Annotated in this window: 12 protein-coding genes; 11 read left to right on the top strand and 1 reads right to left on the bottom strand. The window is 51.4% G+C overall.

All coding sequences use genetic code 11. From position 1 onward, the window contains the following. Window positions 1-16 precede the first annotated feature (16 nt). Window positions 17-391: a VanZ family protein gene (locus tag KJS40_RS13415; RefSeq protein ID WP_213538376.1), complete on the bottom strand. Its 375-nt coding sequence runs from the start codon at window positions 389-391 to the stop codon at window positions 17-19. Between the two features lies 1 nt (window position 392). Between KJS40_RS13415 and xrtB the strand changes: the two genes are divergently transcribed. From xrtB to KJS40_RS13360, 11 genes are all read left to right on the top strand, one after another. Continuing rightward, entirely contained in the window at window positions 393-1,313 is a 921-nt protein-coding gene (gene xrtB / locus KJS40_RS13410; RefSeq protein WP_213538375.1) for an exosortase B, read from the top strand. Window positions 1,314-1,315: 2 nt separating this feature from the next. Further along, entirely contained in the window at window positions 1,316-2,008 is a 693-nt protein-coding gene (gene epsI / locus KJS40_RS13405) for an exosortase-associated protein EpsI, B-type (RefSeq protein WP_213538374.1), read from the top strand. After that, a complete protein-coding gene (locus tag KJS40_RS13400) occupies window positions 2,005-2,328 on the top strand; it encodes a hypothetical protein (RefSeq protein WP_213538373.1) in 324 nt (107 codons plus the stop codon). Before epsI ends, KJS40_RS13400 begins: the two co-directional genes overlap by 4 nt. A gap of 500 nt (window positions 2,329-2,828) precedes the next feature. Continuing rightward, on the top strand, window positions 2,829-3,800 hold the full coding sequence (locus KJS40_RS13395) for an O-antigen ligase family protein (RefSeq protein WP_213538372.1): 972 nt from the start codon (window positions 2,829-2,831) through the stop codon (window positions 3,798-3,800). A gap of 364 nt (window positions 3,801-4,164) precedes the next feature. Continuing rightward, window positions 4,165-6,432, top strand: a complete 2,268-nt coding sequence (locus KJS40_RS13390) for a beta-galactosidase (protein WP_213538371.1) — start codon at window positions 4,165-4,167, stop codon at window positions 6,430-6,432. A 450-nt stretch (window positions 6,433-6,882) separates the two neighbouring features. Continuing rightward, window positions 6,883-7,092: a hypothetical protein gene (locus tag KJS40_RS13385; protein ID WP_213538370.1), complete on the top strand. Its 210-nt coding sequence runs from the start codon at window positions 6,883-6,885 to the stop codon at window positions 7,090-7,092. Between the two features lie 13 nt (window positions 7,093-7,105). Continuing rightward, window positions 7,106-8,632, top strand: a complete 1,527-nt coding sequence (locus tag KJS40_RS13380; RefSeq protein ID WP_213538369.1) for a hypothetical protein — start codon at window positions 7,106-7,108, stop codon at window positions 8,630-8,632. A 274-nt stretch (window positions 8,633-8,906) separates the two neighbouring features. After that, window positions 8,907-9,608 (top strand): class I SAM-dependent methyltransferase, encoded by a 702-nt coding sequence (locus KJS40_RS13375; RefSeq protein ID WP_213538368.1) that lies wholly within the window; start codon window positions 8,907-8,909, stop codon window positions 9,606-9,608. A gap of 942 nt (window positions 9,609-10,550) precedes the next feature. Next, window positions 10,551-11,570: a glycosyltransferase gene (locus KJS40_RS13370; RefSeq protein WP_213538367.1), complete on the top strand. Its 1,020-nt coding sequence runs from the start codon at window positions 10,551-10,553 to the stop codon at window positions 11,568-11,570. Window positions 11,571-11,800: 230 nt separating this feature from the next. Then, on the top strand, window positions 11,801-12,871 hold the full coding sequence (locus KJS40_RS13365) for a glycosyltransferase family 4 protein (protein ID WP_213538366.1): 1,071 nt from the start codon (window positions 11,801-11,803) through the stop codon (window positions 12,869-12,871). 151 nt (window positions 12,872-13,022) lie between these two features. Continuing rightward, entirely contained in the window at window positions 13,023-14,318 is a 1,296-nt protein-coding gene (locus KJS40_RS13360) for a hypothetical protein (RefSeq protein ID WP_213538365.1), read from the top strand. The last annotated feature ends 3 nt before the right edge of the window (window positions 14,319-14,321 follow it).

Genomic DNA, 14,321 nt, shown 5'->3' with positions numbered 1-14,321 from the left:
CCGCTATTGTCGAATTCTAGCCACGCTTCCTGCTCCACAACGCCAGCGATATTGTGCCGATGAAGCTGCCTGCCATATCGGCAATAAAGTCAGGCCACCCAGCGTGCCGACCAGGAAGATATAACTGATGCCACTCATCCAGCAACCCAACCAGCAGCGAGCCGAAAAACGCAACAGCCAGGGCGCGCCACCCGTGGAACCCGCTAGCGAAGCCAAGTGCCCAGGCGAGCAACGCAAACACGGTGCCATGAAGCAATTTGTCCCATGGCTCCGGCACCAGATTCACAGCAATTGGTCGTGCCCCTCCGATGAACAAGCTAACCGTAATCCCGAGCGCCAGCAGCGTGGCTGCGATACGAAGGTGACGGGATAGCGCATGTTGTAAAAACAAAATGAGTACCAATTTGGCAACTACGTTCAACGGATCATCTGGACAACCGGAAGGCTGGCGCGGCCGGTTGCTCATCTGGCTTCCGATTATTGCCGGATTAATCGTACTGTATTTACCCAGTCTGGTCGACCTCTTTCGCGGCATCTGGAGTACCGATCAGCAAGCGCATGGTCCGATTGTGCTCGGTATCGCTTGCTGGCTTATTTATCGCAAGTGGCCGGAAATGTGGCGCTTGAGCGAAAATCAGCCAGTGGTGCCTTCAGCCGGTTGGCCCATTTTTATTTTCGCGCTGCTGCTCTATGTGATTGGCCGTTCGCAAGACATTCTGCTCCTGGAGATCGGTTCAGTCATCTGGATGCTGGCCGCCATACTTTTGCTCATGCGCGGCAGCGCCGCACTCAAGGCACAATGGTTTCCGCTTTTCTTCATGCTTTTCATGATTCCCTTACCCGCGACGGTGGTGGATACTCTGACGATGCCGATGAAGATGGCGGTTTCTTATGTGGCTGAAAGCATACTTTTCTGGGCGAATTATCCCATCGCCCGCACGGGCGTCATACTTCAGATCGGGCAATACAAACTGCTGGTAGCTGACGCGTGCGCGGGGTTGCATACCCTTTTTACGCTTGAGGCACTGGGTTTGCTCTACCTTAACATTATCCGGCACGACTCCCTGTTCCGCAACGTTACCTTAGCCATTTTAATCGTACCCATCTCCTTTACCGCTAACGTCATCCGTGTAATCGTATTAACGCTTATCACCTACCATTTTGGTGACGAAGCCGGACAGGGTTTTTTACATGGATTCGCAGGGATGGTGCTCTTCCTCAGTGCCCTGGTGCTGATCATCGGAGTAGATTCGCTGTTGCAGCTCGGCGTCAAGCTGCGGCGCGGCAGCAATGGAACGTTGAGCGGAACGTAACAATGAATCTACTCTTCAGGAATTTCATTCTTTTGATACTCATGCTTGCGGCCTCAGGTCTCGCACTGGCTCTGCGTCCTACCCAAAAAATTGCGGACCAGGGGCCTGCCATCAATCTGGATACAATGATTCCGCATACATTCGGGAACTGGAGCGAAGAGCAGCAGAACTCAGTGCAAATGGTCGATCCGCAGCAGCAGGAAATGATCGAAAAAATTTATACCCAGACACTCAGCCGTGTTTACAAGGACGACCATGACTACCGCATCATGCTCGCGATCGCCTATGGAGACGATCAGAGGGATTCCATGCAGATGCATTACCCCGAGGTTTGCTATCCTGCACAGGGATTCTCGCTCCAGAGTAAACAAACGGGTACCTTGGCTACTGAAAACGGATTGATTCCGGTCACGCGTATCCTGACCAATCTCGGGCAGCGCAATGAGCCGGTCACTTACTGGACAACAGTTGGTAATCGCGTATTTCAAGGTGGTCTTCAAAAAAAACTCGCGGAAATGAGGTATGGCTTGAATGGGAAAATTCCAGATGGAATGCTGATACGCGTTTCCTCCATCGATGCTGAAGCGTCCCGCGCATATGAGATGCAAGCCCAGTTTATCGATCAGATGCTCGGCGCGTTAACCTCTGAACATCGTCAAAAGCTGAATGGCATGCCTGGCTCTGGTCATCCATGAAAGAAATTGCGGTTACCGGCGGCATAACAGCGCACTGCGGCTATTTAATCACCAAAGCCCTGTTCGCGGCGAAACCTGTCACTCGCAGATCATTTGCATACGCACATATCAAGCTCGCCCGGGAGTATCGCCTATACCTAGGCATCCCATGCGCTATGCGGTGGGACACCACACCTGCGATTACGCCCGACATGTCATGGTTGATATTTCAGCAGGATAAGTCGTTGGACTTTATTATCGCGCCAGGAGTTAAGTACATGCCTGCGATTTTGTCCGCATCGTCTCATACGAAAGGCCTTTCAATCATTGGCGAAAATTAATTGTGCTGCAACTCACGGTCTTACCACTCGCTGCATTTGTTCTCGCATTGCTTTCGACCATGGCAATCGTTATTGTCGCAGGCGCCGGGTTCCGTTGGCCAGCTCGAATGTTCAGCTATCTAATGCTGTTTATCGCGAGCACGAGCGTAGCGACCACCATCTTGTCTGGCCGGGTCTTGACCTTTATGGACGAAAACCTGGTTGTCTCGTCCGAAGCCGATGTCGGAAGTGCCGTGTCCACAAAGCTGCTTCTTATAGCTGCGATTGGATGTTCCGTGGCACTCTGTGCAGCTTGGCTTTTCAATTTCAAAAATTATAAAGCCAGCTTTGACCGATTTGATAGCCGAGGGCTGAGAGCGCCAGATGACATCACTATCGCGTTTGTAGTGTTCTACGTTGCTTCTAATATTTTGCCAATTCTATTCGGGCAGCGTTATTACTTCCATGTAAACCTGATTTACCCGCTTTTCACATATATCGCATTGTTTCTCTGGGTCAGATTGTCAAGAACCGACCCGGTTGTTGTCGGGAAACAGTGTCTTGGCTTGATAGTATTCTCCAGCTTGATCGCAGCGATAGTTGCGCCCCGGCTTGTCTTTCAGCCCGGTTATGTTGGGCTGATTCCGGGTTTTGATTCAAGGTTGTGGGGAGTGACATCGCATGCGAATGGGCTCGGCGCGGTTGCAAGCATGTATCTCGTGCTGGAGTTGGCAGAACCGTCAGCCAAGGCATGGGTTAGAGCGAGCATACTTTCCGCAGCCAGCCTGACGCTGATTTTAACGCAGTCCAAAGCATCGATTGCAGCCGCATTCGTAGGTTTTTTTATCATTTTTTGCTGGCGGTTATTGAACCGAACCAATGGGGCCATTGCCGACCGTAAAGGCGGGAGCTTAATCCCGATCGCCTTATTGGGCGGTTTCATTATTTCAATTTTAGTGGGTGGAGCGTTCGCAATGTTCTTTGACACGGACATACTTGACGCGCTTCAGGGCCATTTGGATGCGCGTGCACTGGGTACTCTATCTACGGCAACTGGACGAACGTCGATATGGATCGCAGCGATTAACGCCGGATTGGAAAACCCTTTATTTGGGCAGGGCGCAGATTTTTGGGGACTTGAGAGTCGCCTCCGGCTCGGCTTGGCAACTGCTTTCACCGCGCACAACCTTTTCTTGCAAATATTCAGTCGGTCAGGGTTCGTCGGGCTTGCCGCGTTATTGGTTTTTTTATATTTTCTTATCCGGTACTCGATACGTGCAGCCAAACCCACCCGGGGCGGAAGCATGGCTCTGCTCGCTGTCCTCCTGATGCGCTCTGCGTTCGAGGCAAATATTCAACTCAACACGCTTCTTTCAGCAGAGCTTTTTGCAATGATGGCTCATTTTATCTATGTGATCGACAGGGGCGCCAGACCACGCAAGTCTTTCGAATCCGCAAGTTCTCATTATCGTTCCGTGCGTGTTCGAGCATGACTGCATCGGGCTCGGCCTGCCAAAGCGTCTTGACCCGCTGGCGCAGGATCTACTGCGGATATGCCGGCAGGGCAGGAGCGAGCGCGTATCGCGTGTTCCGTCGGTCGCAGCATAATACGTATTAAGATTCCAGGCAGCGCCATAATGAAGGTTCACTCGGCACCAAGGCATAAAAAAATCATGGTTGGTCGGCAAGGCGCGTGGAGAAGGAAACACCAGATTCATGTGGTTATCGAGGATGGGCAGATGAGCAAATGGCCATACACTTTTTGCCAGATCAAACGCACGAGGCGCCGGAAGTCGCAAGAGAGGGTGTTATCTATTCTTGCAGTCTAGCGACACACAACCGTAGGAGGACTTGAAAATGTTCCCATTACTTCGCAGTCTCGTCATTGTACCGTTCCTGATAACATTATTTATGGCGCGGAGCGTGTTGGCCGAGGATAACTGGAAAACAATTACAGATCATGACATTACCGTTTCTTCCGGGAGTGCCCTTGATTTCTCTGCCCTGGTCCCAACCGGACCCGCGGGCAAGCACGGCTCGGTCATTGTGTTACCAGACGGGCATATTGGCTTCGAGCGCCGCAGCACTCCAGAGCGCTTCCTTTGTGCCTCGTTGGCCCTAAGCCCGCTGAGTGGAGGGATGCCGGACAAAGCCGGAAGTGATCGGCTTGTAAGGGAGCTCACGCGCACAGGCTATAACCTGGTTCGCATACATAATGTTGACCCACTCCTGATGACCGACCGTTTCAAGGATTTCGACTTTGATCCTGAGCAATTAGACCGCCTGCATTACCTGCTCGCCCAGCTCAAGGCGGCGGGTATTTATTGGATCGTCGATGGTATGACGTCCGACAATGCCGCGTGGGGCGATGTGCGCCCTCATCGCTGGGTAAGAAAATACCGCGCCAAAATGGATGTGCTTACTGATCCCAAGGGCTTCGCCCATTGGGCGACCCTTATCGAGCGGTTGTGGGGAGCGAAAAATCCCTATACGGGAATTGCTCCCCTAAAGGACCCCGCGATGTTGGGCATTATCCTGGTTAATGAGGGAAGTTTTTTTTATCTCGTCGAGATCTATCGACCATACCCGGCACAAGCCGGCTATGGCCCGTTATATCCACTAGCGTTGGCTCCGCAGTTCCGTGATTGGCTGAAGGCGCGTTACAGCAACGATACGGCGTTACGGTCAGCCTGGGGCGCTGAGCTAAAGCCTCAGGAGTCCTTCACCGGAACAATCGACCTGCCTGTCGTGGTGCGGGGAAAAGGACCCCGTGATATCGATTTTATGCGCTTCGTTGTCGACTTGGAACAGCGGAGCTATCGCGCGATGGAGAAACGGGTGCGCGACCTGGGATTCAAGGGCTTGACTACCGCTTTCGACAATTGGGGTATTATTAGCTCGGACATTACTCGTTCCAACCTGCAATGGGTGGACATGCACAGCTACTCCGCCGGTTTGCCCAGCAAAGGTGGCGATCCGGGCTCACGAATGATGCAGTCGAGCTTACATAAAGATATGGCTCAATATATACGCGGGCTCAGCAACGCGCGACAGTGGGGCAAGCCATTTACCGTGAGCGAGTACGGGCAACCATTCTGGAATCAATGGCGGCACGAATCGGCCGCCTTGATGCCTGCGTTTGCGGCGCATCAAGACTGGGATATGATTTGCCAATTCGCCGAATCACCCATTCAGTTCGATTACGGCCCGTCGCCGTTCGTGCGGCGGCAAGCGATCTACCCATTCAGCGTTGGAGGCGATCCGATCGCTCACGCTGCTGAGCGTCTCGCCGCCATGCTGTATCTGCGGAGCGATGTCGCGAGTTCACAGAAGCGCATCCACGTGCACATGGATACTGATAAGATGATGGCCAGAAACGGTGGTCAAGAACACCTGCCTGAGCCGCTTTCAAAGTTGGCCTTCATTTCTCCCCTGGGGCTGGACTTCGGCCCGATACCAGATCGGCCAAAACCTGGCGAACTCTGGGTCAACCTGACAGGATCGCAACCTTGGTGGCTTGTAAAATCGGCGAATGGCCCGGCCGCTGGGCGGGATCTACGTTCGGACGCCCTAGCAGCCTTGCAGGATGCGGGATTAATAGGTTCTGGTAATCGCTCTCGACCGGAGAATCAGCTATTCCAATCCGACACGGGGCAGCTTGTCATCGACTCTGGGGCCGGCCTTATCCAGGTTGTAACCGATCGCACGGTGGCCCTGGCGCTGAAAGGCGGTGATGCCTCCATAGGTGCGTTGAGCGTACGCACCGCGAGCGGACCGGCGATGTTTGCGGTTTCGTCGCTGGACAAAAAGCCGATTGCCCAGAGCCGTCACTTGCTGCTGTGGGTATTGACCGATGCCATCAACACGGGCATGACCTTCGCGGATGCGGAACGCACCACAATTAAAACATTGGGTAAATTCCCGCCGCAGGTTCGGACGATCTCGGCTACATTACGTGTCGCGGCCGAGAATAGTGCCGGGCTCAAGGCGTGGCCGCTCACGTTGGGGGGCGCTCGGCGTGAGGCGATTCCTCTTACGCAGGCAGGAGGCGGCATCGAATTGCACGTAGATACAGCAGCGTTACCGGACGGTCCAGCGCTCTTTTTCGAGATTGCCGGGGAATGATTAAGGGCGGGTATATTTCGGTTTTAACCACTGTGTCCGAATGCAGACATGAGAGATAATTCTTTGCGGGACTTACTGCTCGCAAAAACAACGTGATATTGATCCGCCTGACTTCGATACGGATCAGGCGGATTACAGTTAAGCCGGTTTGATCGCGCTCAGCAGGGCTATGGCGTTAAGCTGCCGATTGAGCTGTGTCATATAGCACATGAACCATGAATCCGTCCTGGTTATCCAGGTCCCTGGTCGGATGACAGCTTGTGTGCCTCATGCAGAGTCGGAAATCCAGGGAGGGGTCAGATTCGATCTCTCCTGCTTCAGATATGAGTCTTAATCACCTAAGCTATAATTTTTACAGTACCTGTAAATCCTGCAGCTATTCAGATATCTCATTTTAAGATTTTATAGCTCTGCATGGGCGCATCAGAGGGGCGTGGTCATGCGCGGCCTATGCATGCGAATCCCAGTTTGCCGCTTTTGGCGAAATCTATTCCGCCGACGATACAAGCTGCTGCTTATGCCAAATGGGCTGTTGATCCGTTGTCTTACCTTTATCCCTTTTTATCGTCCCTCGCCACCACTCAGTATGAGTTTCGAGAGCTTGCTGCCATGCTGGTAGTTGTCTTATTTGACCGTATCATGGGCATGCTGCCCCAATAGCCGAGAGTCATTTATGAGTGCTTCGCCCTATTCCCGCCACGCCCTCAAGCGTAGCGCGGCGCATTTTCTTGTTGGCAAAGCAATCTCCGCTCTATTCACCTTGATTATTTTGTTTTGGCTGGTGCGCTTGCTGACTGTGGAAGAATACGGGGCGTACGTGACATTGATCGCCGGAATGGAGTTTGCGCTGGCAATAGCGTCACTCGGCCTGCCGTGGATTGCGGCGCGCTATTTACCGGAGTTTCGTCTGCACGCTAGCGGCGAAATACTCGCGCATTTCGTTTGGAAGATTACCGCCTGGATCGGCTTTGTTCTAGTCGCTGGTTCGCTGCTGCTGTATGTGGCGATACCTTGGCTTCTGATCCCTCTGAAACTTGCGCACCAGGTGGATATGGCGCGGCTTTATCTGCTCGTGATGCTCGTGGACGGTTTTGGCCGGCACCTCCGTGAAAGCATCCTGGAACCTCTTTTGCAACAGGGCCAAGCGCAAATAAGCCTTGTGACGCGTAATGCTGCCTTGCTGTTGTTCCTGAGTATCACAGCGGTACATGGAGCGGTTCATCTAGACCAAGTGGTACTGGCCGAGATAACGGCATCCGCCTTAGGCACAATGCTCGCCTTATACAGCTTGGTCAAGCATTTGCGCACGCACGGCGGTTTATTGAAACGAGATGGGTGGCATCCGCCGAGCTGGCCTGTTATGTGGCTTATGGCCCGCCATATGTATTTCAGCCACCTCGTTACGCTAACTTATAGCCCACAAATCTTCGTATTTTTGATTCAGCGTTATCTCGGTCTGGAAGTTACGGCGCTGTTTGGCTTTTTGCTCAGGCTCTACGGGCAAATCTCCCGCTATCTCCCAGCGACTATGCTGTTCAGTCTGATCAGGCCCAAGCTGGTGGCCTCTTATGTAGGAGAAGGTGGTATGGTGGAATTGACACGCAACGTCAATCTCGTCGGGAAACTGAGCCTGTTTGTTTTGATGCCCATCCTGGTATTTGTCTGGCTTGCCGGAGGCGAACTGTTAACCCTGCTCAGTGGTGGCAAGTTCATGCAGTCAGGCCATTACCTGGCAGGCTTGTTGATGGCACTCGTTCTCTATAGCCAGCGTCAGATACTGGAGACTGTGGCAGTGACTAGCGGTAAGAGTCATCTATGTCTGCGAGGGGCGGCTTTTGGAATACTGGTGTTGCCCTTGACTTATTCGCTGCTAAAATCCGGTCTGGGCCTGTGGGGCCCCATCATCGCAATTGTTGTGAGCGAAATGATATTCAACGCCACGGTTATTATTGCCCTGGTGCGTACCACCACTTACAGACCCGATGTAATCGGAATTTACAAACTGGCGGCGGCGGCTTTAACGGGATTCTTGCTGGCACAACAGATTGCAATACCGACACACGGCTGGTCGGGATTGGCCATCATGGCTGCACTTGCCTGCGGTTTTTTTATGTTGGCATCTTATCTCCTCAAACCTTTTCGAGTAGAAGAACGGGCGAGCCTGAACCATTTGCTCGGCCGTAAGATTTTTGTTTGGTAATTTATAAACCGCCGAGCACCAAGTTGACGCTGAGATTGCGTGGCTTTTCCGCAGATAGATGTGCTCGCTGATTAGCAGTGAACTTCCCCGGATAATCGTCTTCCGAGGGTGAGGTAAAATTGAAATCACATTGAAGAAAAGGATGATAAGGATATCGAAGCAGGAATGCACAGGCGATTAGATTGCTGCACCACGGTATTCAATATTCGGCATCATGGGGTGGCCAATCGTAGCGTATCTCTTCTGGAAGATACTGTAATAGGGGGAAGCAAATATGAACGCTGGCAATATTTATAAGGATGGGACGTATTTGGAGAACCATCCAACTTGGCATCAAGAGGATTCGGCATGGAAAGCAAAGCAGATATTAAAGATACTCAAAAAAAATAGCGTTACTCCTTTGACATTATGTGAAGTAGGATGTGGAGCTGGTGAAATACTGAACTGTCTATCACATCAATACGGTGGCGAAGTAGTTTTTTCCGGATATGAAATTTCCCCTCAAGCTTTTGCGATCTGCAAGAATAAAGAAAGGGAGAATCTTCATTTTTTTCTCGAAAATCTACTTGACTATGAAGATCCCGCGTTCGATGTATTGATGGCCATTGACGTATTTGAACACGTTGAGGATTACTTTGGATTTCTAAGAAAAGTTAAAAAGAAAGCTGTATATAAAGTGTTTCATATCCCTCTGGATTTATCCGTTCAATCGGTTTTTCGCCTCTCCCCAATATTACGTTCCAGGTCATCAGTGGGTCACATCCACTATTTTATGAAGGAAACAGCCTTGGCAACCCTACGAGATACGGGATATGAGGTGGTGGATTACTGCTATACAAGCGGTTCGCTAGAGCTTTCCAATCATGGTTGGAAAACCAATCTCATGAAAGTGCCTAGGAAGCTTTTCTTTCAACTTCATTCTGATCTGGCTGTAAGAGTGCTAGGTGGATTTTCATTATTGGTTCTGGCTAAGTAGAAAAGTCATAGGAGTCTATAGCCCGACTTTATGTCAGGTCTCGAAAAACTCAGGCCGAACTCTGAAGATTCTGATCAAATGTAAGAGCTCTGGCGCACCTCTAGTTTAGAGAAGTGGATTGTTGACCGGGTCTTCTTTACCAGCCAAGTTAGCAGCATATTGTTTGTTCCGAAACAATACATGATTTCAGAAAAAGGACTTCCCTTTAGGTGTTCCGAGAGTGAAGCGAAGGGACACATTCATGGCCCTACATAAAGTCATCAGCTGAATCGCTGTGTTGAACCTGCATCTGCCAGAGCCGATAATCGATCGCCCGGAATTGGAACCCCCATTCGAGGCAATACAGATCGATAGCCTTGCATTTTCCGCTTTCGCGGGATATTTTTTGCAGATTGGCAGATTGGCAGATTGGCAGATTGAAACGAAACCTACATATAACATATGTAAGATGAGTTTTTCCGGCTTTTAAAGCTTCTCAACAATCAAAAATAAATAAGTATGCTGAGCTTTTGGGGGCGACAACGGGAAAAGTAGCTTATTGAGTAGATCAGATTAAGGCGTGTGTACCAGTTTTAAGGCCATTTCTGATAATATTCCATCAACGTGTTAGCCGCCTTCAAGATTATTTCACCCGTAAGCTTCGGTCTGGAGAAACTCACATCGGACCGATCAAGTCTCCAAAATAAATGACCCAAAGCAAATGGTCGAATATGTGATCAAGCTTGAACCCAGCAGATATTGGTTTGTCCCGATCCACGGCTTGCCGCGAGATTGGTTTCTAGCGCTCGGAGAGCGGGGACGATCTGAAGGGTTTGATATTATGCATGGCAAGCCGGTAAGGACTTATCCTATAGTAGTCGAGGTACCCAATGTTGCGGTGCCAGTTGATGTCCCAATACGATGTGTCCAACGTGACGATTTTTACATCGGAAGGCTCGGAGCATGAGTATCGCGATGAAGCGTAAGGGTTCCGTTAGTATTCTTATTAAGGCATTCAACGAAGAAGCGCGGATTGCTAACTGTTTGGTTGCTGCCGTTCGCGAGGCGCAATCGATTGATGGGGAAGTGATTCTAGTCGATTCGCTTTCAACCGATCGGACTGTCGAAATTGCGGGCTCCTATCCCATCCGTATCGTACAGTTTTCTCGCACTGAAGATTGCGGCTGCGGTGCTGCAGTGCAACTAGGTTATCAATTCGCTGCGGGAGAGTATATCTACGTTCTCGACGGTGATATGGAGTTGCAACCGGGATTCATAGCAAGGGCATTGGAGGTGCTAGCCGCCGAGCCTGACGTTGCAGGGGTGGGAGGCAAACTCCTCGATACCCAGATCCGCAACGCTATGGACGCGAAACGGGCTGAAACGGTCGGAAGCGTGAACGATCCAACAGAGGTGAATAAATTGGGCGGGGGCGGTCTCTATCGGCGCGAGGCAATCGAATCGGTGGGTTACCTGGCCCACCGCTGGCTTCCGGCCTTTGAGGAGGCTGAGCTAGGCTTTCGTTTACGTGCCGCAGGTTGGCGCTTGTTTCGTCTTCCGGATGTGGCAGTGTTGCATACCGGCCATGCGGAATCAAATTGGGGTATCTTGCGCCGGCTCTGGAAGAGCGGTCGCGCTCATGCTGGCGGCATATTGTTGCGTTTGGCTTTTGGTAAAACCTGGTGGTGGCATGCAGTGCGCAACCAATGGCCTCTGGTTTTTACACCTGCCATACACCTCACGACCTTTGGAATAGCGGTGATGCGTGGAGGCGGTTTACCTGATACTCTTGAAGCATGGCTGTTCTTAGAGTTTGGCGCATGGATGTGTATATGGCTTGCGCTCTGTATCAAAAAACGCAACATGGCACTCGCGGGGTTCTCTCTTGTCAACTGGCATATCTTGACCGTGGCTGCACTGCTCGGTGCGAGTCGAGCTCTGGCAGATCCAAATGCACCGATCGCCGCGCGTGAGATAACCTAGCTCGGCCAAGCACGACGTATACCTCTTCAGCATTTCAAGCGCAAGATCTTTTTGGTTCTTTACATGAACCTCAAAATATGAGGCAAACTAATAGCAGGAATGCAGTACCTCCACCCGCTCGGGGCAAAATTACAAAATATCTTTTCGTCGGTAAGGTGTTGAACTATTTTTTCTGTGAGGAATTACATCTTTAAAATATGAAGCACTCAAACGCTCGACGGGAGTTGCTCATGATTGGAACTCATCCTTATGCAAAAGGTGGAATCGCGGCCGTTGTCGCGAAATACCGCCAGACCGGGCTGTTTGACAAATGGCGGATAACTTACCTCTTCACCCATGTAGACGGTTCTACATGGAAAAAATTGACGACAGCTCTTTTTGCCTACTGGCGAATGATTGCTCTTCTCATCAAGGGTCATGTTGGCTTGATCCATATTCATGTCGCGTCTAGAGCAAGCGTTTGGAGGAAATCCATTTTTGCCTTCACTGCCATCCTGTTTCGTGTCCCCTACGTGTTACATATGCATGGGGGCCAGTTCGAGGAGTTTTTCCGCGGAGAATGCGGCCCTTTACGGCGTGAAATCATCCGTGCTCTTTTGAGAAACGCGGCGACTGTAATAGCTTTATCGGTGAGTTGGGCAGCTAAGTTGCGCGAAATGGTGCCGGGGGCGCAGGTGGAGGTCGTCTACAACTCGGTATCATTGCCCAGGCGAAAAACGCTCGGGCACAACGAGGTCAGGAATGGGATTCTTTTTCTCGGACGGATCGGGACGGGTAAGGGAGCTTTCGATCTGATCCGGGCGTTCGCTGTTGTGAGTGGGGATGTGAAATTGGCGCTCGGGGGTGATGGCGATGTCGACGAGGCAAGCAAACTCGCGCGACAGTTGGGTGTTTCGGAGAGGGTACAATTGCTGGGATGGGTAACCGGCGAAGATAAAGAGACGCTATTATCGACGGCGTCGATATTCGTATTGCCCTCATATAACGAGGGCTTACCCATCTCAGTGCTGGAAGCGATGGCATGGGGGCTGCCGGTGATCACCACTCCGGTAGGCGGTATTCCCGAGGTGGTGCGGCAGGGTGAAGAGGGAGTTATGGTACAGCCCGGTGATATCAGCGGATTGACAGCGGCACTGCGCCAATTACTCGATGATGAGCCGCTTCGGCAGCGCTTGGGCGCTAACGGCAGAAGACGCATACAACACATATTCTCTGATGAGGTGGTGTTTCCGCAGCTTGAGGCGATATGGGCACGCTTCGGCCTGCTCCCTAATGTGAGCAAAATCACGATTGAGGCCTAGGAAAATATAACAAATGCATCCGGATGCCTGAGATATGACCGGCTCAACTTCAAAGGTATGGCATTGGAGTCTAATGGCGCCGCTAAACGCTTGGTAATCTGTTTTTGATCTTTTGGATCCTGCAACGTTGATTGAGCGAGGAAAGTTATCGATGTTAGGCCATGGAGGATTTCTTCTCATTGATATGATGCGCAGGACCAGCGCGTTAGATTTACTTTGCCAATTAGAAAGTGTCCAGTTCGAATCACCCGTCGCTATCCAGCAGCGGCAGAAACAGTCGCTAACAAACTATTTCGATGCGCTACGGGATTGCATTCCGCTCTACGCCAACTACCATTCTTTTGAACAATTACCGGTGATCGACAAGGCGTTCGCGAACCGCCACCGCGAGTGCCTCATGAATCCTGGCTACAGTGGTAAGCGCATGCGAAAGAAGACCGGCGGCTCCACTGGAGAGCCGTTTGTCTATTTCACGGGGACGCCCTCCCAATCCTATCTTTGGGCCGGAATCCTGTTAAGCTGGCGCGTGACTGGTTATCGGCTGGGCGAGCCGGTAGCTTTCTTTGCCGGCTCATCGTTATTCGGTACTGGCTACAAAGAGAAGGTTTACCACAAACTTATGAACATAACCCTGTTCTCAGCCTTTGATCTTTCGCAGGAGCGGATGCGAAGCTATGCGGAAGCAATTGCCTCGGGCGGCTTCCGGCTACTTTATGGCTATGCATCGGCAATTTACCAACTCGCCCGACACATTCTGGCGTCTCGACGCCCGCGCTTTGCGTTGCGGGGCATCGTATGTACGGCGGAAGTGTTGACACCAGTGATGCGCGAGACGATCGAAACAGCTTTTAGCGCGCCTTGCTTGAACCAATATGGATGTAACGATGGGGGAGTTTCAGCTTATGAGTGTGAACTCAAACAAGGCCTTCATCTTATTACCACTCGCAGCTACCCGGAAGTACTTGAATCCGGTAAGCTTATCTCCACCGATCTTTCCAATCAGACCTTTTTTTTGCCACGCTATGATACTGGTGATCTAGTGGTGATGGATGATAACCCTTGTCCCTGCGGCCGGGGCTTTCCACTGATCCGCGAGGTGATCGGGCGTTCCAACGATCTGGTTTTTGATCAGGCGGGCAGTACGGTACATTCTGAATTCTTTACCCATATGTTCCGCGAAGACGGCAGAATTCTAGCTTTTCAGGTCCTGTACGACCGGTGCAATCTGGTGGTCAATCTACACTGCCGCGAAGCAGAAAATGCATGGTTTATCTATCGGAAGAGGATTCAGGCGGCCCTCGTATTTGATAATATTAGTTTTGTAGAGAATTTATCTTTCGTACCGATGGCAAACGGCAAGCACCGATTCGTGATGAGAGTGGATGATGTGGATGCCGCGCTCGCTGCGACCGGCAGCGTGCAAGGGAGCGAAAAGACAGCCTCGTGATCA

Origin of the sequence: Nitrosospira sp. NRS527 (assembly GCF_018406445.1) — a bacterium.
GTDB classification, from domain to species: Bacteria; Pseudomonadota; Gammaproteobacteria; order Burkholderiales; family Nitrosomonadaceae; genus Nitrosospira; species Nitrosospira briensis.
Note: the sequence above shows the minus strand (reverse complement) of the source record. Positions and strands in the feature narration are given on the sequence as shown.